32 protein-coding genes are annotated in these 17,520 nt (G+C 65.3%); all 32 read right to left on the minus strand.

The window, feature by feature from the left end:
- Positions 1-8: 8 nt before the first annotated feature.
- The gene (locus tag OMP39_RS13380; RefSeq protein WP_264892234.1) at positions 9-794 is read right to left on the minus strand and encodes an ABC transporter permease; all 786 of its coding nucleotides are present in this window, start codon (positions 792-794) and stop codon (positions 9-11) included.
- A gap of 25 nt (positions 795-819) precedes the next feature.
- A complete protein-coding gene (locus OMP39_RS13385) occupies positions 820-1,746 on the minus strand; it encodes an ATP-binding cassette domain-containing protein (RefSeq protein ID WP_264892235.1) in 927 nt (308 codons plus the stop codon).
- Positions 1,747-1,881: 135 nt separating this feature from the next.
- Positions 1,882-2,280 carry a 50S ribosomal protein L17 gene (rplQ, locus tag OMP39_RS13390; RefSeq protein ID WP_264892236.1) on the minus strand — a complete coding sequence of 133 codons (399 nt, stop codon included), beginning with the start codon at positions 2,278-2,280 and terminating at the stop codon, positions 1,882-1,884.
- Between the two features lie 267 nt (positions 2,281-2,547).
- Positions 2,548-3,534: a DNA-directed RNA polymerase subunit alpha gene (locus OMP39_RS13395; RefSeq protein WP_264892238.1), complete on the minus strand. Its 987-nt coding sequence runs from the start codon at positions 3,532-3,534 to the stop codon at positions 2,548-2,550.
- 140 nt (positions 3,535-3,674) lie between these two features.
- Positions 3,675-4,298 (minus strand): 30S ribosomal protein S4, encoded by a 624-nt coding sequence (gene rpsD, locus OMP39_RS13400; protein ID WP_264892239.1) that lies wholly within the window; start codon positions 4,296-4,298, stop codon positions 3,675-3,677.
- Between the two features lie 166 nt (positions 4,299-4,464).
- A complete protein-coding gene (gene rpsK, locus OMP39_RS13405; protein ID WP_264892240.1) occupies positions 4,465-4,869 on the minus strand; it encodes a 30S ribosomal protein S11 in 405 nt (134 codons plus the stop codon).
- 35 nt (positions 4,870-4,904) lie between these two features.
- Positions 4,905-5,270: a 30S ribosomal protein S13 gene (rpsM, locus tag OMP39_RS13410; protein ID WP_264892241.1), complete on the minus strand. Its 366-nt coding sequence runs from the start codon at positions 5,268-5,270 to the stop codon at positions 4,905-4,907.
- Between the two features lie 41 nt (positions 5,271-5,311).
- Positions 5,312-5,425, minus strand: coding sequence for a 50S ribosomal protein L36 (gene rpmJ / locus OMP39_RS13415; protein WP_012348927.1), 114 nt, complete (start codon positions 5,423-5,425; stop codon positions 5,312-5,314).
- 77 nt (positions 5,426-5,502) lie between these two features.
- Entirely contained in the window at positions 5,503-5,721 is a 219-nt protein-coding gene (infA, locus tag OMP39_RS13420) for a translation initiation factor IF-1 (protein WP_004521905.1), read from the minus strand.
- A gap of 32 nt (positions 5,722-5,753) precedes the next feature.
- Positions 5,754-7,064 (minus strand): preprotein translocase subunit SecY, encoded by a 1,311-nt coding sequence (secY, locus tag OMP39_RS13425; RefSeq protein WP_264892245.1) that lies wholly within the window; start codon positions 7,062-7,064, stop codon positions 5,754-5,756.
- A 37-nt stretch (positions 7,065-7,101) separates the two neighbouring features.
- Entirely contained in the window at positions 7,102-7,536 is a 435-nt protein-coding gene (gene rplO / locus OMP39_RS13430; protein WP_264892246.1) for a 50S ribosomal protein L15, read from the minus strand.
- A 17-nt stretch (positions 7,537-7,553) separates the two neighbouring features.
- Complete coding sequence (gene rpmD, locus OMP39_RS13435; protein WP_206165476.1) at positions 7,554-7,739, minus strand: 50S ribosomal protein L30; 186 nt, start codon at positions 7,737-7,739, stop codon at positions 7,554-7,556.
- 16 nt (positions 7,740-7,755) lie between these two features.
- Entirely contained in the window at positions 7,756-8,274 is a 519-nt protein-coding gene (gene rpsE, locus OMP39_RS13440) for a 30S ribosomal protein S5 (RefSeq protein WP_264892247.1), read from the minus strand.
- Between the two features lie 24 nt (positions 8,275-8,298).
- The gene (gene rplR, locus OMP39_RS13445; protein ID WP_264892248.1) at positions 8,299-8,667 is read right to left on the minus strand and encodes a 50S ribosomal protein L18; all 369 of its coding nucleotides are present in this window, start codon (positions 8,665-8,667) and stop codon (positions 8,299-8,301) included.
- Between the two features lie 11 nt (positions 8,668-8,678).
- The gene (gene rplF / locus OMP39_RS13450; protein ID WP_264892249.1) at positions 8,679-9,212 is read right to left on the minus strand and encodes a 50S ribosomal protein L6; all 534 of its coding nucleotides are present in this window, start codon (positions 9,210-9,212) and stop codon (positions 8,679-8,681) included.
- 16 nt (positions 9,213-9,228) lie between these two features.
- Positions 9,229-9,624, minus strand: a complete 396-nt coding sequence (rpsH, locus tag OMP39_RS13455) for a 30S ribosomal protein S8 (RefSeq protein ID WP_264892250.1) — start codon at positions 9,622-9,624, stop codon at positions 9,229-9,231.
- 23 nt (positions 9,625-9,647) lie between these two features.
- A complete protein-coding gene (rpsN, locus tag OMP39_RS13460) occupies positions 9,648-9,953 on the minus strand; it encodes a 30S ribosomal protein S14 (RefSeq protein WP_264892251.1) in 306 nt (101 codons plus the stop codon).
- 8 nt (positions 9,954-9,961) lie between these two features.
- A complete protein-coding gene (gene rplE / locus OMP39_RS13465) occupies positions 9,962-10,501 on the minus strand; it encodes a 50S ribosomal protein L5 (RefSeq protein ID WP_264892252.1) in 540 nt (179 codons plus the stop codon).
- 11 nt (positions 10,502-10,512) lie between these two features.
- Complete coding sequence (gene rplX / locus OMP39_RS13470; protein WP_264892253.1) at positions 10,513-10,830, minus strand: 50S ribosomal protein L24; 318 nt, start codon at positions 10,828-10,830, stop codon at positions 10,513-10,515.
- A gap of 20 nt (positions 10,831-10,850) precedes the next feature.
- Positions 10,851-11,219, minus strand: coding sequence for a 50S ribosomal protein L14 (rplN, locus tag OMP39_RS13475; protein WP_264892254.1), 369 nt, complete (start codon positions 11,217-11,219; stop codon positions 10,851-10,853).
- Positions 11,220-11,486: 267 nt separating this feature from the next.
- Positions 11,487-12,005 (minus strand): peroxiredoxin, encoded by a 519-nt coding sequence (locus tag OMP39_RS13480; RefSeq protein ID WP_264892255.1) that lies wholly within the window; start codon positions 12,003-12,005, stop codon positions 11,487-11,489.
- Positions 12,006-12,117: 112 nt separating this feature from the next.
- Positions 12,118-12,393 carry a 30S ribosomal protein S17 gene (rpsQ, locus tag OMP39_RS13485; protein ID WP_264892257.1) on the minus strand — a complete coding sequence of 92 codons (276 nt, stop codon included), beginning with the start codon at positions 12,391-12,393 and terminating at the stop codon, positions 12,118-12,120.
- A complete protein-coding gene (rpmC, locus tag OMP39_RS13490) occupies positions 12,390-12,593 on the minus strand; it encodes a 50S ribosomal protein L29 (RefSeq protein WP_264892258.1) in 204 nt (67 codons plus the stop codon). Before rpmC ends, rpsQ begins: the two co-directional genes overlap by 4 nt.
- A 23-nt stretch (positions 12,594-12,616) precedes the next feature.
- Positions 12,617-13,033, minus strand: coding sequence for a 50S ribosomal protein L16 (gene rplP, locus OMP39_RS13495; RefSeq protein ID WP_264892259.1), 417 nt, complete (start codon positions 13,031-13,033; stop codon positions 12,617-12,619).
- 2 nt (positions 13,034-13,035) lie between these two features.
- The gene (gene rpsC / locus OMP39_RS13500; protein WP_264892260.1) at positions 13,036-13,905 is read right to left on the minus strand and encodes a 30S ribosomal protein S3; all 870 of its coding nucleotides are present in this window, start codon (positions 13,903-13,905) and stop codon (positions 13,036-13,038) included.
- Between the two features lie 18 nt (positions 13,906-13,923).
- Positions 13,924-14,253: a 50S ribosomal protein L22 gene (gene rplV, locus OMP39_RS13505; protein ID WP_264892262.1), complete on the minus strand. Its 330-nt coding sequence runs from the start codon at positions 14,251-14,253 to the stop codon at positions 13,924-13,926.
- Between the two features lie 9 nt (positions 14,254-14,262).
- Positions 14,263-14,538 (minus strand): 30S ribosomal protein S19, encoded by a 276-nt coding sequence (rpsS, locus tag OMP39_RS13510; RefSeq protein WP_264892263.1) that lies wholly within the window; start codon positions 14,536-14,538, stop codon positions 14,263-14,265.
- A gap of 10 nt (positions 14,539-14,548) precedes the next feature.
- Complete coding sequence (gene rplB / locus OMP39_RS13515) at positions 14,549-15,373, minus strand: 50S ribosomal protein L2 (RefSeq protein ID WP_264892264.1); 825 nt, start codon at positions 15,371-15,373, stop codon at positions 14,549-14,551.
- Entirely contained in the window at positions 15,374-15,688 is a 315-nt protein-coding gene (gene rplW, locus OMP39_RS13520) for a 50S ribosomal protein L23 (protein ID WP_264892265.1), read from the minus strand. It lies immediately after the preceding gene.
- Complete coding sequence (gene rplD / locus OMP39_RS13525) at positions 15,685-16,305, minus strand: 50S ribosomal protein L4 (protein WP_264892266.1); 621 nt, start codon at positions 16,303-16,305, stop codon at positions 15,685-15,687. The genes rplW and rplD overlap by 4 nt, the downstream gene beginning before the upstream one ends.
- On the minus strand, positions 16,305-16,976 hold the full coding sequence (rplC, locus tag OMP39_RS13530; RefSeq protein WP_264892267.1) for a 50S ribosomal protein L3: 672 nt from the start codon (positions 16,974-16,976) through the stop codon (positions 16,305-16,307). Before rplC ends, rplD begins: the two co-directional genes overlap by 1 nt.
- Positions 16,977-17,184: 208 nt before the next feature.
- Positions 17,185-17,496, minus strand: a complete 312-nt coding sequence (rpsJ, locus tag OMP39_RS13535) for a 30S ribosomal protein S10 (RefSeq protein WP_264892269.1) — start codon at positions 17,494-17,496, stop codon at positions 17,185-17,187.
- Between the last annotated feature and the right edge of the window lie 24 nt (positions 17,497-17,520).

Raw genomic sequence — 17,520 nt, forward strand, 5'->3', positions numbered from 1 at the left:
CCGCTCCTTCATCGAAAGAAGCGCCGGCGCGTCAGCACCAGCGCCAGGTAGTATCCGCCCACCGCGTAGGCCAGGAGCACCCCCAGGGGACCTGCCCAGTCCTGGGGCCACTCGCCGATGACCAGCGGGCGCACCAGCTCCACCGCGGCGGTCAACGGCAGCACGTGCGCCAGGGCCTGCAACCAGCCCGGCAACTGCCCAAGGGGAAAGTACACCCCCGACAGGAACGTCATCGGCGTCAACACCAGCGTGAAGTAATAGGTGAAGAAATCGTAGCCCTTGGCCAGCGCATTGAAGACCAGAGCCACCGACGAAAAGGTGATGCCCACCACGAAAAGCACCGGCAGCGCGACGATCAACGTGGGCTGCCGGCTGATGTCCAGGGCAAAGAGCACGAGCGCGATCGCGGTGGCCGAGAACATCGCCTTGGTGGCCGCCCAGAGCATCTCCGCGAACACGATGTCGTCGAGCGACACCGGCGCGTTCATGATCCCGTCCCACGTCTTCTGGACGTGCATGCGCGAGAACGCCGAGTACAAGGCCTCGAAGGACGCGGCATACATGCTGCTCATGCAGATGCTGCCCGAGGCGAGGAAGAGCACGTAGGGCAGGCCATCGACCCGGCCGACGAGCGCCCCGAGCCCGTAGCCGAAGGCCACGAGGATGATCAACGGCTCGGCGATGTTGCCCACCAGGCTGGGCACCGCGAGCTTGCGCCACACCAGCAGGTTGCGCTGCACCACCGGCCACGCGCGTGCCGAGATGCGAGGAAGGGCGTACCAGGCGGTGCTCATGTCGGCTCCCCAGGGCTCGTCATGCTCAGGCGTCGTCGCGGATCTGGCGACCGGTGAGCTTCAGGAACAGATCTTCCAGGTTGGCCGGACGGTGCAGGTAGCGCACCCCGTGCTCGCCGGCCAGGCGCTGCAGCAGGGGCTGCGGGTCGCGCAGGTAGAAGAAGACGGTCTCCCCGCTCGACTCCACCCGCTCGGCCAGGTCACCGTAGCGCCCGCCCAGTTCGCGAGCGCCGTCGCCATAGACCTCGATCACGTCGCCCTCCAGGTGCTCGGCGATCAGGTCCCGCGGCCGGCCCTCGGCGATCTTGCGTCCGTGGTCCAGCACCAGCAGGCGGTCGCACAGCCGCTCGGCTTCGTCCATGAAGTGCGTGGTCAGCAGGATCGACTTGCCTTGCTGCAGGAGCAGTTTGAGCCGCTCCCACATCAGGTGGCGCGCCTGCGGGTCCAGCCCGGTCGTCGGCTCGTCGAGCAGCAGCAGGTCGGGGTCGTTGATCAGCGCGCGCGCCAGGCTCAGCCGCCGCCGCATGCCCCCGGAAAGCTCGCCGGGCTTGGAATTCGCCTTCGATTGCAGGGCCGCGAAGTCCAACAGGCCCGGCACGCGGGCGGCGATGGTGCGCGCCGGCAGGCCGAAGTAGCGGCCGTAGACGACCAGGTTCTCCGCGCAAGTGAAGTCCGGGTCCAGGCTGTCGAACTGAGACACGACGCCGATTCGGCTCTTGGCCTCGCGCACGCGCTCGGGGATCGGCATGCCGAAAGCCGTGATACGGCCTGCATCCGGGGCGACGAGCCCCAGGCACATGCGGATCGTGGTCGTCTTGCCCGCCCCGTTGGGGCCGATCACGCCGAGGCACTCCCCACGGCGGATCTCGAACGACAAGTCGTCGACCACGCGCTGCGCCCCGAACTGCTTGCTCAGGCCCTCGACCGTGAAAAGTACATCTCCTGCAGGCATGGTCTCGCAGTGTGCCAAAGCCGGCCGCAACGAGCACCGCGCAAGGATGCGCAGCACCAAGACAAAGGGCCAGCGCAGGCTGGCCCTCGAGATCTGACGACTGCCACCGGGAAAGCGGCGGCAGGGTCGCAGCGCTTACTCCGCCGCTTCGGGCGCCTGGGCCGCTTCCGTCGGCTCGGGCCGGTCCACCAGCTCGACGAACGCCAAAGGCGCGTTGTCGCCGACGCGGAAGCCCATCTTCAGGATGCGCGTGTAGCCGCCCGGACGGCTGGCGTAACGGGGCCCCAGCACTTCGAACAGCTTGACCACGTTCTCGCGATTGCGCAGGCGGGCGAACGCCAGGCGCTTGTTGGCCACCGTCGGGTTCTTGCCCAGCGTGATCAGCGGCTCCACGACGCGGCGCAGTTCCTTCGCCTTGGGCACGGTGGTCTTGATCGCCTCGTGCTCGATCAGCGAGTTGGCCATGTTGCGCAGCATCGCCAGACGGTGCGACGAGGTGCGGTTGAGTTTGCGAAGACCTTGACGGTGACGCATGGTGCTTTCCTTTCCTTATCAAAACCGGCGGCCGGTTCAAGGTACCGCCGGGTGCACCGGGCGAAGCGCCATGCGGCGCACGCCCATTCCAACAATCCCACGATCGGGGCCGCCCGAGCGTTCTGACGCCCCTCTGCGGCCCCTCGGCGCCCCGTCAGGGAGCGCCCGTTTCTCTACATCCTGGCTCTTGGATCCTGCCCGGCCCCGCGAAGCCAATCTCCCGACGCGCGGGGCTGACGCCGGCTCCAAGGCGGCCGGGGCCGCGCCTCAGCGCTTGTCCAGGCCGGACGGCGGCCAGTTCTCGAGCCGCACGCCGAGCGTCAGGCCGCGCGAAGCCAGCACTTCCTTGATCTCGTTGAGAGACTTGCGACCCAGGTTCGGGGTCTTGAGCAGCTCGGTCTCGGTGCGCTGGATCAGGTCGCCGATGTAGTAGATGTTCTCGGCCTTCAGGCAGTTGGCCGAGCGCACGGTCAGCTCGAGCTCGTCCACCGGGCGCAGCAGGATCGGGTCGAATTGCTGCGCGCGCTGGGCCGGCTGCTCGAACGCGGCGATCTCGCTGCCTTCCAGCTGGGCGAACACGGCCAGTTGCTCCACCAGGATCTTGGCCGACGCCCGGATCGCTTCCTCGGGCGAGATGGCGCCGTTGGTCTCGATCTCCATCACCAGCTTGTCCAGGTCGGTGCGCTGCTCCACGCGAGCGCTCTCGACGGTGTAGCTCACGCGTTTGACGGGCGAGAACGACGCATCCAGCACGATGCGGCCGATCGCCTTGGTCGGCTCATCGCCAAAGCGGCGCATGTTGCCCGGAACGTATCCGCGGCCCTTCTCGACCTTGATCTGCATGTCGAGCTTGCCGCCCTGCGACAGGTGGGCGATCACATGCTCGGGGTTGATGATCTCGACGTCGTGCGGCGTCTGGATGTCACCCGCCGTCACCGGGCCCTCGCCTTCCTTGCGCAGCACCAGGGTGACCTCTTCCCGGTTGTGCAGGCGGAACACCACGCCCTTCAGGTTGAGCATGATGTGGACGACGTCTTCCTGCACGCCATCGATCATGGAGTACTCGTGCAGCACGCCGGCGATCGTCACCTCGGTCGGCGCGTAACCCACCATCGACGACAGCAGCACGCGGCGCAGGGCATTGCCCAGCGTGTGGCCGTAGCCCCGCTCGAAGGGCTCCAGCGTCACCTTCGCGCGGTGGCCGCCCAGCGGCTCCACGTTGATGGCTTTGGGTTTGAGCAAATTCGTTTGCATGAGGTCTTCCTGTCAATACCCTCGGCTCGTTACACCGATAAGGCTGATGGACCACCCGGCGAAATCTTCCCGCGCCAGGACCGGGAAAGGCAGACGCCCACGCCCCGCGCCATCCGCGGGGCGTGGGCCAGCCCTCAGGATCAGCGGGAGTACAACTCGACGATCAGCGATTCGTTGATCTCGGCGCCGAACTCGTCGCGGTCCGGGACCTTCTTGAACACGCCCTCGAGCTTCGTGCCGTCGACCTGCACCCAGGCCGGCAGGCCCACCTGTTCGGCCAGCTTGAACGCGTCCTGGATGCGCAGCTGCTTCTTCGCCTTCTCGCGCACCGCGATCACGTCACCGGCCTTGACCAGGTACGACGGGATGTTCACCACCTCGCCGTTGACCGTGATGGCCTTGTGCGACACCAGCTGGCGGGCCTCGGCGCGGGTCGAGGCGAAGCCCATGCGATAGACGACGTTGTCCAGGCGCGACTCGAGGATGGCCAGCAGGTTCGAGCCGGTGTTGCCCTTGCGGCGCTCGGCTTCCGCGAAGTAGCGGCGGAACTGGCGCTCGAGCACGCCGTACATGCGCTTGACCTTCTGCTTTTCGCGCAGCTGCTGACCGAAGTCGGAGGTGCGGGAGCCGGAAGTGCGGCCGTGCTGGCCAGGCTTGGATTCGAACTTCGCCTTGTCGCCGATCGGGCGGCGGGCGCTCTTCAGGTAGAGGTCGGTGCCTTCACGGCGGGAGAGTTTGGCCTTGGGGCCGAGGTAGCGTGCCACTTGAGTTTATCCTCTTCGATCTGACGCACGCCCGCAACGCGGCACATGCGCGAGTCTGGCGCCGGGGACGTCGAGGTCCGGGAGTCGCGCAGACGGTGGGCTTCAACGAAACCGCCGGCCGGACGCTCACGCGCCCCGCCGGCGAACCAAAAAGCTCTCTATTGTATTAGATGCGACGGCGCTTCTGCGGACGGCAGCCGTTGTGCGGGATCGGCGTCACGTCGGAGATCGACGTGATACGGATCCCCAGCGCTGCCAGCGCACGCACCGACGACTCGCGGCCGGGGCCCGGGCCCTTGATCTGGACATCCAGGTTCTTGATGCCCTGCTCCTGGGCGGCACGACCAGCCACCTCGGCCGCGACCTGGGCCGCGAACGGGGTGGACTTGCGCGAACCCTTGAAGCCTTGTCCACCACTGGACGCCCAGGACAGCGCGTTGCCCTGGCGGTCGGTGATCGTGATGATGGTGTTGTTGAACGACGCGTGCACGTGCGCGATGCCGTCCGCGACGTTCTTGCGGACCTTCTTGCTCACGCGCCGGGCGGCGTTGTTGGCAGGTGCTTTAGCCATGTTGACCTTCTTTCAATCAGCGTGGAGCGACGGGCTTACTTCTTCAGCGCGACGCCGGCCTTGCGCGGGCCCTTGCGGGTGCGGGCGTTGGTGCGCGTACGCTGGCCACGCACCGGCAGGCCGCGGCGATGGCGGAATCCGCGATAGCAGCCGAGGTCCATCAGACGCTTGATGTTGATGGACACCTCGCGGCGCAGGTCGCCCTCGATCGTCAGCCTACCGACTTCCTCGCGGATCTTCTCCAGATCGGCGTCCGTCAGGTCCTTGACCTTCTTCGAGTAGGGAATGCCGCAAGCGTCGCAGATCTTCTGGGCGGTCGGACGACCGATGCCGTAGATCGCCGTCAAGCCGATCTCGGTGTGCTTGTGGGGCGGAATGTTGATACCAGCAATACGTGCCATGTGCGTCCTCTAGTTCGCATTCATCCGGGTGAGCGCTCGGCTCAGCCCTGGCGCTGCTTGTGACGGGGATCGGTGCAGATCACACGAACCACGCCCTTGCGACGGATGATCTTGCAATTGCGGCAGATCTTCTTGACGGATGCCGAAACTTTCATGGTCTTCTCCTTGACCTCTTGTTGCTCGCTGCGGCGCTACTGACCGACCGATGTTCCGAGTAACCGAAAACCAACGCTCACTTCGCTCGGAACACGATGCGAGCACGACTCAAATCGTACGGGGTGAGCTCGACCGTCACCTTGTCGCCCGGGAGGATGCGGATGTAGTGCATACGCATCTTGCCCGAGATGTGGCCGAGCACCACGTGCCCGTTCTCCAGCTTCACGCGGAACGTCGCGTTGGGGAGGTTCTCGATCACCTCGCCCTGCATCTGAATGACGTCGTCTTTCGCCATCGCCGATTCTCGCTTCGTCTGCCGCGTGCGGTTCAACCCGCCTTGAAGTTCGCCTTCTTCAACAGGGACTCATACTGCTGCGACATGACGTACGACTGCACCTGAGCCCAGAAATCCATCGTCACCACCACGATGATCAGCAGGGAGGTCCCGCCGAAGTAGAACGGCACGTTGTACTTCAGGATCAAGAACTCCGGCAGCAGACACACCGCGGTGATGTACACCGCACCCGCCAGCGTCAGACGCGACAGGATCTTGTCGATGTAACGCGCCGTCTGTTCACCCGGACGGATGCCCGGAATGAAGGCACCGCTCTTCTTCAGGTTGTCGGCCGTCTCGCGGCTGTTGAACACGAGCGCCGTGTAGAAGAAGCAGAAGAACACGATCGCGGCGGCATACAGCATCACGTACACCGGCTGGCCCGGGTGCAGCGCGTCGGCGATGTTCTTCAGCCAGCGCAGGCTGTCGCCGCTGCTGAACCAGCTCACCACCGTGGCCGGCAACAGGATGATCGACGACGCGAAGATCGGCGGAATCACCCCGGCCATGTTCAGCTTGAGCGGCAGGTGCGACGACTGCCCACCGTACACGCGGTTGCCCACCTGGCGCTTGGCGTAGTTGACCAAGATCTTGCGCTGACCCCGCTCCACGAACACGACCAGGTAGGTGACCAGCGCCACCAGCACGATGATGAACAAGGCGACCAGGATGCTCATCGCACCCGTGCGCACCAGCTCGAACAGCCCGCCGATGGCGCTCGGCAGCCCCGCGGCGATGCCAGCGAAGATCAGGATCGAAATCCCGTTGCCCAGGCCACGTTCCGTGATCTGCTCACCCAGCCACATCAGGAACATCGTGCCGGCCGTGAGGCTCACCATCGCGGTGATGCGGAACCCGAAACCGGGGTTGAGCACCAGCCCCGGCGAGCTCTCCAGCGCGATGGCGATGGACAGCGACTGGAACAGCGCCAAACCGAGCGTGCCGTAGCGGGTGTACTGCGTGATCTTGCGACGACCGGCCTCGCCTTCCTTCTTCAGGGCCTCGAGGCTCGGGATCACGTAGGTCATCAGCTGCATGATGATCGATGCCGAGATGTACGGCATGATCCCCAGCGCGAACACCGTGAAGCGCGACAGCGCGCCGCCCGAGAACATGTTGAACAGGCTCAGGATGCCGCCTTGCTGCCCTTGGAAGAGCTGCTGCAGCTGAGCCGGGTCGATCCCGGGCACCGGGATGTGCGCACCGATGCGATAGACCACGAGCGCCAGCACCAGGAAGACGAGCCGGCGACGCAGGTCGCCGAACTTCCCGGTCTTGGCCAACTGTGTTGCGCTGGTTGCCACTGCTTGGATGTCCTACAGCCCGTCGTACGGTGGGTGCTTACTCGGCCAGCGAGCCGCCGGCCGCCTCGATGGCCGCCTTGGCGCCCTTCGTCGCAGCCACGCCCTTGAGCACGACCTTCTTGGTCAGCTGGCCCGCCGCGATGACCTTGACGTTCTTCGCCAGCTCCGGCACGAGTCCGGCCTGCTTGAGGGCCAACAGGTCGACTTCCGGCAGGTCCAGCCGCTCGAGGTCCGACAGACGGATCTCGGCGTTGAACTTGACGGTCGGCGACTTGAAGCCACGCTTGGGCAGGCGGCGTTGCAGCGGCATCTGACCGCCTTCGAAGCCCACCTTGTGGTAACCACCCGCGCGGGACTTCTGGCCCTTGTGGCCGCGGCCCGCGGTCTTGCCGAGGCCGGAGCCGATGCCACGGCCCACGCGACGCTTGGCGTGCTTGGAGCCTTCGGCCGGCTTGATGGTGTTGAGTTGCATCTTGTCCTCAGCCCGCTTCAGAGCACCTTCACCAGGTAGCTCACCTTGTTGATCATGCCGCGCACGGCCGGCGTGTCTTCGAGCACGGCCTCGCTGTTGAGCTTGCGCAGCCCCAAGCCACGGATGGTGGCACGGTGCGATTCGCGCGTCCCGATCGGGCTGCGAACCAGCTTCACCTTCACGGTCTTCTTTTCTTCAGCCATGACGCTTCTCCCGGCCTCAGTTGAAGAGCTCTTCAACCGTCTTGCCGCGCTTGGCGGCGATCTCGGCCGCGGTGGTCGACTTCTTCAGCGCGTCCAGCGTGGCACGCACCATGTTGTACGGGTTGGTCGAGCCGTGGCTCTTGGCCACGATGTCTGTCACGCCCATGACCTCGAACACCGCGCGCATCGGGCCGCCCGCGATGATGCCGGTACCGGCCGGGGCCGGGGCCATCAGCACCTTGGCAGCGCCGTGCTCGCCGGTCACGTTGTGATGCAGCGTGCCGTTCTTCAGGCTCACCTTGAACATGTTGCGGCGGGCCTGCTCCATCGCCTTCTGCACGGCCACCGGCACTTCGCGCGCCTTGCCCTTGCCCATGCCGATGCGGCCGTCACCGTCGCCGACCACGGTCAGGGCGGCAAAGCCGAGGATGCGGCCACCCTTGACGACCTTGGTCACGCGGTTGACCGCGATCATCTTCTCGCGCAGACCGTCGTCGCGACCTTCGTCCGCCACTTTCGGTTGAAACTTAGCCATTGATGTTTCCTTGTGGTCGTGCGCTTAGAACTGCAGGCCACCCTCGCGGGCCGCCTCGGCCAGGGCCTTCACGCGGCCATGGTAGGCGTAGCCGGCGCGGTCGAACGCCACCTTCTCGATGCCAGCCGCCTTGGCGCGCTCGGCGATGCGCTTGCCGACGATCACGGCCGCAGCGACGTTGCCGCCCTTGCCCGCCGCAGCACCAAGCTGCTCGCGCACTTCCTTCTCGGCCGTCGAAGCGGTGGCCAGCACGCGCGAGCCATCCTCGGAGATGACGCTGGCGTAGATGTGCTGGTTGGAGCGGAACACCGTCAGGCGCACCGCACGCTGCTTGGCGATGCGGACGCGGGTCTGGCGGGCGCGACGCAGGCGCTGATCCTTCTTGTTCAACATGTCGCGGCTCCTTACTTCTTCTTGGTCTCTTTCAGAGAGACCTTTTCGTCGGCGTAACGGATGCCTTTGCCCTTGTACGGCTCCGGCGGACGGATCGCGCGCACCTCGGCGGCGACCTGGCCGACCGCCTGGCGGTCCGCGCCCTTGATCAGGATCTCGGTCTGCGACGGCGTCTCGACCTTGATCCCGGCAGGCATTTCCTTGACCACCGGATGCGAGAAACCGATCTGCAGGTTCAGCTTCTGGCCCTGGGCTTGAGCGCGATAACCCACGCCCACCAGCGTCAGCTTCTTCTCGAAGCCCTTGCTCACGCCGTTGACCATGTTGGCGACCAGTGCGCGCATCGTGCCGGACATGGCATCGGCCTCGGCCGTGTCGTTCACGGGCACGAAGGTCAGCTTGCCGCCTTCGTTCTTGACCGTCACCAGCTTGTGCGTGGGACGGGACAGCGCGCCGAGCGCGCCTTTGACGCTGATCTGCTCAGCGGTGATCGCGATCTCCACACCCTGGGGGACGGCGACCGGCATTTTTCCAACGCGGGACATTACTCGTCTCCCTCCATCAGGCCACGTAGCACAGGACTTCGCCGCCGACACCGGCCTGGCGTGCCTTGCGGTCGGTCATCACGCCCTTCGGGGTGGTGACGATGGCCACGCCCAGACCGTTCATGACCTGAGGAATGGCGTCACGGCCCTTGTAGATGCGCAGGCCCGGGCGGCTCACGCGCTCCAGACGCTCGATGACGGGGCGACCGGCGTAGTACTTCAACGCGATCTCGAGCTCCGGCTTGGCAGCATCGCCGCGCACTTGGAAGCCCTCGATGTAACCCTCGTCCTTCAGGACCTGGGCGATCGCGACCTTCAGCTTGGACGACGGCATCGTCACGCTGGCCTTCTCGACCATTTGCGCGTTGCGGATGCGGGTCAGCATATCGGCGATAGGATCACTCATGCTCATCGGATTTCTCCTACTCGTGCCGATTACCAGCTGGCCTTGACGACGCCCGGAATGTCGCCGCGGAAAGCCAGTTCACGAATCTTGTTACGGGCCAGGCCGAACTTGCGGAACGTGCCGCGCGGACGACCGGTCAGGCCGCAGCGGTTGCGCTGGCGCGTCGGGTTGGCGTTGCGAGGCAGCTTCTGCAGCTCGAGGCGGGCGAGGTAACGCTCCTCGTCCGACTTCTTGGCATCGTCGGCGATCGCCTTCAGTTCGGCGTACTTCTTCGCGTACTTGGCGACCAGTTTGGCGCGCTTGATCTCGCGCTGCTTGAGAGAAAGTTTAGCCACGAGCCACCTCAGTTCTTGAAGGGGAAACGGAATTCCGCGAGCAGCGCCTTGCACTCCTCGTCGGTCTTGGCCGTCGTGGTGATGCTGATGTTCAGGCCGCGAAGCGCGTCGACCTTGTCGTACTCGATCTCGGGGAAGATGATCTGCTCTTTGACCCCGATGTTGTAGTTGCCGCGACCATCGAACGAACGACCGGACACACCGCGAAAGTCACGCACACGGGGCAGCGCAATCGTGATGAAGCGGTCGAGGAATTCGTACATACGGGCGCCGCGCAGGGTGACCATGCACCCGATGGGCACGCCCTCGCGGATCTTGAAGCCCGCGATGGCCTTGCGCGCCTTGGTGACGACCGGCTTCTGGCCGGCGATCTTGGTCAGGTCGCCCACGGCGTTTTCCATGACCTTCTTGTCGGCCACCGCCTCGCTCACGCCCATGTTGAGCGTGATCTTGGTGATGCGGGGCACCTCCATCACCGACTTGTAGCCGAACTTCTTGACGAGGTTCGGGACCACCTTGTCGCGGTAGAACTCTTGCAAACGAGCCATCTCGAACCTCTTTACGCCTTGATCTCTTCGCCGTTGGACTTGAAGACACGCACCTTCTTGCCGTCAGCCAGCAGCTTGATCCCCACGCGGTCGGCCTTGCCGGTGGCGGGGTTGAAGATCGCCACGTTCGACTGGTGGATCGGCATGCTCTTCTCGACGATGCCGCCGGTCGTGCCCTTCAGGGGGTTCGGACGCACGTGCTTCTTCACGACGTTCACGCCCTCGACCAGGATGTGGTCGGCATCGATGCGAGCGGCAACCTTGCCGCGCTTGCCCTTGTCGCGACCGGTCAACACGATGACCTCGTCGCCCTTACGAATCTTGTTCATGGCCTGTCCTCGCTCGCAGCTCAGAGCACTTCCGGAGCCAGCGACACGATCTTCATGAAGCGCTCGGTGCGCAACTCGCGCGTGACCGGGCCGAAGATGCGGGTGCCGATCGGCTCCAGCTTGTTGTTCAGCAGCACCGCGGCGTTGCCGTCGAACTTGATCAGCGAGCCGTCCTGGCGACGCACACCCTTGGCGGTGCGGACCACCACGGCGTTGTAGACCTCGCCCTTCTTCACGCGACCGCGGGGCGCGGCTTCCTTGATGCTGACCTTGATGATGTCGCCGATGCCAGCGTAACGACGCTTGGAACCGCCGAGCACCTTGATGCACATGACGGACTTCGCGCCCGTGTTGTCGGCGACGTCCAGTCGCGATTGCATTTGGATCATGTGTGTCCCCAACTTCTCCCGCTGTACCCCCTGTGCCCATCACAGGGGCGGCGCGGTCAGTCTTGGGCCCGTCTGGCCAGGCTTGCCCGGCCGGTTTGGGCAGATCCGAAAGCACCTGATACGCGTGGAGCGCACCAAGCCACTTCCGGCGAAGCTGCGAATTATGGGCTGAGCCTCATCCCCTTGTCAAGCAAGGGACTGCGCCCTGGCACCGCCCGGAGCCCCTGCCGATCGCGGGGGCGTGCCCGGGGACCAGGCGGCCCGCCCTCACCTGCGGCGCAGCGCCTGCGCCTGCTGGAGCAAGGCCTGCGCGCCGCTCACCTCGAACTTCCCGGGCGCCTCGACGTTCAGCGCCTGGACCACCCCGTCTTGCACGAGCATGGAGTAGCGCGCACTGCGCACGCCCATCCCGCGGGCGGTCAGATCCAGGGTCAGCCCCGTGGCGCGCGAGAACTCGGCGCTCCCGTCTGCCATCATGCGCACCTTGCCCGCGACCCCTTGATCGCGGCCCCAGGCGCGCATCACGAAGGCGTCGTTCACCGAGACGCACCAGATCTCGTCCACCCCAGCTTCGCGGAATTGTTCGGCCAGTTGAACGTAACCCGGCAGGTGCTGCGCCGAGCACGTGGGCGTGAACGCGCCGGGCAGGCCGAAGATCGCGATCGTCTTGCCCGCCACCGCCTGGGACACGTCGACGGGGTTCGGGCCGATCGAGCAGCCGTTGCCCTCGACTTCGACGTATTCGTAGACGGTTGCGGCCGGCAGGCGGTCTCCAACTTTCAGCATGGCTGTCTCCTCGAGGTGAGTGTCAGGCACCGAATGACAAATGGCCGGGCGCCAAGGGGCGGCCGGCCATCGAGGTGCGCCACCGGGGGCGGCGCCGCGGATCAGGGACCGATCAGACCGCGCGGGCCTTCTCGATCAGACGAGTCACGTACCAGGACTTGGTCTTGGACACGGGCCGGCCTTCGGCGATCTCGACCAGGTCGCCCACCTTGTACTCGCCACTTTCGTCATGGGCGTGGTACTTGCGGGAACGGGCCACGATCTTGCCATACAGCTCGTGCTTGACGCGTCGCTCCACCAGCACCGTCACGGTCTTGGTGCGCTTGTCGCTCACCACGCGGCCGATCAGGGTACGGGTGTTCTTCTGCGGGGCTTGAGCGTCCGTCACTTGGCAGCTCCTTCTTTCTTCTTCTCGGCCAGGATGGTCTTGGCGCGGGCGATGTCGCGGCGCGTCTTGCCCAGGGCCGAGGTGTTGCCCAGCTGCTGGGTGGCCTTCTGCATGCGCAGACCGAAATGGGCCTTCAACAGCTCGCTGATCTCCTTCTCGAGACCGGCGACGTCCTTCTGACGCAGTTCAGATGCTTTCATGTCGATTCTCCGAAGTGCGTCGATCAGGCGCCGACCTGGCGCGACACGAAAATCGTGCGCACCGGCAGCTTGGCCGACGCGAGCTGGAACGCCTCGCGGGCCAGCTGCTCGGGCACGCCGTTGATCTCGTACAGGACCTTGCCCGGCTGGATCTCGGCGACGTAGTACTCGGGGTTGCCCTTGCCGTTACCCATGCGGACCTCGGCCGGCTTCTGGGAAATCGGCTTGTCCGGGAAGATGCGGATCCAGATCCGCCCGCCACGCTTGACGTGGCGGGAGATCGCGCGACGGGCCGCCTCGATCTGGCGGGCCGTGATGCGGCCGCGCTCGGTGGCCTTCAGACCGAAGTCGCCGAATGCGACGGTCGTGCCGCGCGTGGCGATGCCGGTGTTGCGGCCCTTGTGCTCTTTACGAAACTTTCGACGAGCGGGTTGCAACATGATTATTCTCCTTTGCCCTCGCCAGCGGTCTTGCGGACCCGCTTGACGGCAGGCGTCTTGGCGTCGGTCGCCTCGGCAGGCTTGTCGCTGCCGTCGGCCGGGGCCTCGGTGCGACCGCCACGGGCAGCGGCGCCGCCCCGGGGACCGCGGCGCTCACCGGCCGGACGATCGCCACGCGGTCCGCGACGGCCGCGGCGGTCCTCCTCGGGACGCTCGTCGGTCTTGGCCGCCGGCGCTTCGCCACGGCCGAGCGTGTCGCCCTTGTAGACCCACACCTTGACACCGATGACGCCGTAGGTCGTCTTGGCCTCCGAGAAGCCGTAGTCGATGTCGGCACGCAGGGTGTGCAGCGGCACACGGCCTTCGCGATACCACTCGGTACGGGCGATCTCGATGCCGTTCAGACGGCCGGACGACATGATCTTGATACCCTGGGCACCCAGGCGCATCGCGTTTTGCATCGCACGCTTCATCGCGCGGCGGAACATGATGCGCTTCTCGAGCTGCTGGGTGATCGAGTCGGCGATCAGTTGCGCATCGATCTCGGGCTTGCGCACCTCTTCGATGTTGACCGCGACCGGCACGCCCAGACGCTTGGCGAGTTCGGCCTTCAGGTTCTCGATGTCCTCGCCCTTCTTGCCGATCACCACCCCCGGACGCGCCGAGAAGATGGTGATGCGGGCGTTCTTGGCCGGACGCTCGATCAGGATGCGAGAGACCGCCGCGTTCTTGAGCCGCGACCTCAGGTACTCGCGCACCTGCAGGTCCTCGGCCAGCATCTGGCCGAAGTTGCGGTTGGACGCGTACCAGCGCGACGCCCAGGCACGGGTGACGGGCAGCCGGAAACCGGTCGGATGAATCTTCTGTCCCATAGTCTTCCTGTCTGCCTGTCAGTTGCCCACGGTCACGAAGATGTGGCAGGTCGGCTTGCTGATGCGGTTGCCGCGGCCCTTCGCACGGGCCGTGAAGCGCTTCAGCGTGGGGCCTTGCTCCACGTAGATCGTCTTGACCTTCAGTTCGTCAATGTCGGCACCGTCGTTGTGCTCGGCATTGGCGATCGCGGACTCGAGCGCCTTCTTGATGATCACGGCCGCCTTCTTGGGCGTGAACGTCAGGATGTTGAGCGCCTGGTCCACCTTCTTGCCGCGGATCAGATCGGCGACCAGCCGGCCCTTCTGGGCCGACAGACGCACGCCGCGAACGACTGCACGGGTTTCCATCGCCACTCCTTACTTCTTCGCCTTCTTGTCGGCGGGGTGACCCTTGAAGGTGCGGGTCAGCGCGAACTCGCCGAGCTTGTGGCCGACCATCTGGTCGGTCACGTAGACAGGCACATGCTGCTTGCCGTTGTGCACCGCGATCGTCAGACCGATGAACTCGGGCAGGATCGTCGAGCGCCGCGACCAGGTCTTGATCGGCTTCTTGTCCTTGGTGGCGGCGGCCGCCTCGACCTTGGCCATCAGGTGGTGGTCAACGAACGGACCTTTTTTCAGTGAACGAGCCATGACCTACCCCTTACTTCTTGCGACGCGACACGATCATGTTCTGCGTGCGCTTGTTGCTGCGAGTGCGGTAGCCCTTGGTCAGCGTGTTCCACGGCGACACCGGAGCCTGCGCCTCGCCGGTGCGGCCTTCGCCACCACCGTGCGGGTGGTCGATCGGGTTCATCGCCACGCCACGCACGGTCGGGCGGATGCCGCGCCAACGCATCGCGCCGGCCTTGCCGTACTGGCGCAGGCTGTGCTCCTCGTTACTGACCTCGCCGATCGTCGCACGGCAGTCGATGTGGATCTTGCGGACCTCACCCGAACGCAGACGGATCTGGGCATAGGCGCCCTCGCGGGCCATCAGCACCGCGGAGGAGCCGGCCGCGCGGGCGATCTGCGCGCCCTTGCCCGGCATCATCTCGATGCAGTGGATGGTCGAGCCGACCGGGATGTTGCGGATCGGCAGCGTGTTGCCCGCCTTGATCGGCGCCTCGGAACCGGACAGCACGGTCGCACCCACTTCCAGACCGCGCGGCGCGATGATGTAGCGACGCTCGCCGTCGGCGTAGCACACCAGCGCGATGTGGGCCGTACGGTTGGGGTCGTACTCGATGCGCTCGACCTTGGCGGGGATGCCGTCCTTGTTGCGACGGAAGTCGATCACACGGTAGTGATGCTTGTGACCACCGCCCTTGTGACGGGTGGTGATGTGCCCGTTGTTGTTGCGGCCGGCCTTTTGCTTTTGCGGCTCCAGCAGCGACTTCTCGGGCTCGCCCTTGTGCAGGTGCTTGTGCACCACTTTCACCACGGCGCGGCGGCCGGGCGAGGTGGGCTTGAGTTTGACGACGGCCATTTACGCAGCCTCCCCGGAGAAGTTGAGCTCCTGGCCTTCCTTTAGCGACACATAGGCCTTCTTGACGTGGTCACGTCGGCCGATGGTGCGACCAAAGCGCTTGGCCTTGCCCTTCTGATTCACGGTCTGCACCGACTCCACCTGGACCTTGAACATCAGTTCGACGGCAGCCTTGATCTCCGGCTTGGTGGCGTCGCGCAGGACTTTGAACAGCACCTGGTTGTGCTTCTCGCCGACGTTGGTGGCCTTCTCGGACACGATCGGGGCGACCAGCACTTGGGCCAGGCGGCCTTCATCGAATTTCTGAGCGCTCATGCGAACATCTCCTTGAGCTGCTCGATCGCACCCTTGGTCACCAGGACCTTCTTGTAGAAGACCAGCGACAGCGGATCGGCATAGCGGGGCTCGACGACGAGCACGTTGGCCAGGTTGCGGGAGGCCAGGTACAGGTTCTCGTCGACCTCGTCGGCGATCACCATGACCGAGTCCAGACCCATGGCCTTGAACTTCTGCGCCAGCAGCTTCGTCTTGGGCGCGTCGACTTTGAGCGACTCGACCACCGCCAGACGGCCTTCACGCGCCAGCTGCGAGAAGATGGCGGCCATGCCGGCGCGGTACATCTTCTTGTTGACCTTCTGGCTGAAGTTCTCGTCGGGGCTGTTCGGGAAGATGCGACCGCCCCCACGCCACAGCGGCGAGGACGTCATACCGGCACGCGCACGGCCCGTGCCCTTCTGACGCCACGGCTTCTTCGTGGAGTGCTTGACGGTCGCGCGGTCCTTCTGGGCGCGGGTGCCCTGGCGCGCGTTGGCCTGGTAGGCGACGACGACCTGGTGGACGAGCGCTTCGTTGTAGTCGCGGCCGAACACGGTGTCGGGCGCATCGACCTTCGAGGCGGCCTGGCCCTGCTCATTCAGGAGCTCGAGTTGCATCACTGGGCTCCTTTCTTGACCTTGACCTTGACGGCAGGACGCACCACGACGTGGCCGCCCTTGGCGCCCGGCACGGCGCCCTTGACCAGCAGCAGCTGGCGGGCCTCGTCGACGCGGACGATGTCGAGATTCTGAACGCTCACGGTTTCGTCACCCAGGTGACCGGACATGCGCTTGCCCGGGAAGACACGGCCCGGGTCCTGCGCCATCGAGATCGAGCCGGGCACGTTGTGCGAGCGGCTGTTACCGTGGGAGGCGCGCTGCGAACCGAAGTTGTGACGCTTGATGGTGCCGGCGAAGCCCTTACCGATCGAGGTGCCTTGCACGTCGACCTTCTGGCCCACCGAGAACAGCGTGACCGGCAGCTGGGCGCCGGGCTTGTACTCGGCAGCCACCTCGGCCGGCACACGGAATTCCTTGAGGACCTCGCCCGCCTCCACCCCCGCCTTGGCGAAGTGGCCGGCTTCCGGCTTGGTGACGCGGCTTGCCTTGCGCACGCCGAACGCCACCTGCAGGGCGCAGTAGCCGTCGGTCTCGACGGTCTTGACCTGGGTCACGCGGTTGTTGGACACATCGAGCACCGTCACGGGCACGGCGTCGCCGTCGTCCGTGAAGATGCGCATCATGCCCACCTTGCGGCCCAGCAATCCGAGACGATTGCTAAGACTCATTGTTTTCTCCAATGCCCGACAGCGATTGGCCGGGCTGACCTGTCATGCGAACCCCCCGCCGGGTCACCCCGAGCGCGGGCCGCCATAGAAACCACAAAGGCCCACCAAGGTGGGCTCTTTGCAGAAAAGCAGGGGATTATAGCAACGCCGGCGGAACGCCGGCAATGCAACAACCCTTCGCGCCGCTTGACTGCTGGGCGATCGCCCTCTACTGCAGCTTGATCTCGACGTCCACGCCAGCGGGGAGATCCAGCTTCATCAGCGCGTCGACGGTCTTGTCGGTCGGGTCGACGATGTCCATCAGGCGCTGGTGGGTGCGGATCTCGAACTGGTCGCGGCTGGTCTTGTTGACGTGCGGCGAACGCAGGATGTCGAAGCGCTGGATGCGGGTCGGCAGGGGCACGGGGCCCTTGACGATCGCGCCGGTGCGCTTGGCGGTGTCCACGATCTCGAGCGCCGACTGGTCGATCAGTTTGTAGTCGAACGCCTTGAGGCGGATCCGGATCTTTTGCTTTTGCATGGTCACTCCAAAGAGCAAGGTCGT

The organism is Schlegelella aquatica, from assembly GCF_026013905.1.
Taxonomy (GTDB): domain Bacteria; phylum Pseudomonadota; class Gammaproteobacteria; order Burkholderiales; family Burkholderiaceae_C; genus Caldimonas; species Caldimonas aquatica.

Bases quoted from the DNA above. Each gene is read 5' to 3' on its own strand.
- rpsH (WP_264892250.1), bottom strand. From the start codon at position 9,624: ATGAGCATGAGTGATCCTATCGCCGATATGCTGACCCGCATCCGCAAC.
- OMP39_RS13385 (WP_264892235.1), bottom strand. From the start codon at position 1,746: ATGCCTGCAGGAGATGTACTTTTCACGGTCGAGGGCCTGAGCAAGCAG.
- rplB (WP_264892264.1), bottom strand. From the start codon at position 15,373: ATGGCCGTCGTCAAACTCAAGCCCACCTCGCCCGGCCGCCGCGCCGTG.
- rpsJ (WP_264892269.1), bottom strand. From the start codon at position 17,496: ATGCAAAAGCAAAAGATCCGGATCCGCCTCAAGGCGTTCGACTACAAA.
- rpmJ (WP_012348927.1), bottom strand. From the start codon at position 5,425: ATGAAAGTTTCGGCATCCGTCAAGAAGATCTGCCGCAATTGCAAGATC.
- rpmC (WP_264892258.1), bottom strand. From the start codon at position 12,593: ATGAAAGCATCTGAACTGCGTCAGAAGGACGTCGCCGGTCTCGAGAAG.
- infA (WP_004521905.1), bottom strand. From the start codon at position 5,721: ATGGCGAAAGACGACGTCATTCAGATGCAGGGCGAGGTGATCGAGAAC.
- rplX (WP_264892253.1), bottom strand. From the start codon at position 10,830: ATGAACAAGATTCGTAAGGGCGACGAGGTCATCGTGTTGACCGGTCGC.
- OMP39_RS13380 (WP_264892234.1), bottom strand. From the start codon at position 794: ATGAGCACCGCCTGGTACGCCCTTCCTCGCATCTCGGCACGCGCGTGG.
- rplF (WP_264892249.1), bottom strand. From the start codon at position 9,212: ATGTCCCGCGTTGGAAAAATGCCGGTCGCCGTCCCCCAGGGTGTGGAG.
- rpsC (WP_264892260.1), bottom strand. From the start codon at position 13,905: ATGGGACAGAAGATTCATCCGACCGGTTTCCGGCTGCCCGTCACCCGT.
- rplD (WP_264892266.1), bottom strand. From the start codon at position 16,305: ATGCAACTCGAGCTCCTGAATGAGCAGGGCCAGGCCGCCTCGAAGGTC.
- rpmD (WP_206165476.1), bottom strand. From the start codon at position 7,739: ATGGCTGAAGAAAAGAAGACCGTGAAGGTGAAGCTGGTTCGCAGCCCG.
- rpsM (WP_264892241.1), bottom strand. From the start codon at position 5,270: ATGGCACGTATTGCTGGTATCAACATTCCGCCCCACAAGCACACCGAG.
- OMP39_RS13480 (WP_264892255.1), bottom strand. From the start codon at position 12,005: ATGCTGAAAGTTGGAGACCGCCTGCCGGCCGCAACCGTCTACGAATAC.
- rpsS (WP_264892263.1), bottom strand. From the start codon at position 14,538: ATGGCTCGTTCACTGAAAAAAGGTCCGTTCGTTGACCACCACCTGATG.
- rplC (WP_264892267.1), bottom strand. From the start codon at position 16,976: ATGAGTCTTAGCAATCGTCTCGGATTGCTGGGCCGCAAGGTGGGCATG.
- rplQ (WP_264892236.1), bottom strand. From the start codon at position 2,280: ATGCGTCACCGTCAAGGTCTTCGCAAACTCAACCGCACCTCGTCGCAC.
- rplW (WP_264892265.1), bottom strand. From the start codon at position 15,688: ATGAGCGCTCAGAAATTCGATGAAGGCCGCCTGGCCCAAGTGCTGGTC.
- rplP (WP_264892259.1), bottom strand. From the start codon at position 13,033: ATGTTGCAACCCGCTCGTCGAAAGTTTCGTAAAGAGCACAAGGGCCGC.
- rplE (WP_264892252.1), bottom strand. From the start codon at position 10,501: ATGGCTCGTTTGCAAGAGTTCTACCGCGACAAGGTGGTCCCGAACCTC.
- rplV (WP_264892262.1), bottom strand. From the start codon at position 14,253: ATGGAAACCCGTGCAGTCGTTCGCGGCGTGCGTCTGTCGGCCCAGAAG.
- rpsK (WP_264892240.1), bottom strand. From the start codon at position 4,869: ATGGCTAAAGCACCTGCCAACAACGCCGCCCGGCGCGTGAGCAAGAAG.
- rplR (WP_264892248.1), bottom strand. From the start codon at position 8,667: ATGTTGAACAAGAAGGATCAGCGCCTGCGTCGCGCCCGCCAGACCCGC.
- rplO (WP_264892246.1), bottom strand. From the start codon at position 7,536: ATGCAACTCAACACCATCAAGCCGGCCGAAGGCTCCAAGCACGCCAAG.
- OMP39_RS13395 (WP_264892238.1), bottom strand. From the start codon at position 3,534: ATGCAAACGAATTTGCTCAAACCCAAAGCCATCAACGTGGAGCCGCTG.
- rpsE (WP_264892247.1), bottom strand. From the start codon at position 8,274: ATGGCTAAGTTTCAACCGAAAGTGGCGGACGAAGGTCGCGACGACGGT.
- rplN (WP_264892254.1), bottom strand. From the start codon at position 11,219: ATGATCCAAATGCAATCGCGACTGGACGTCGCCGACAACACGGGCGCG.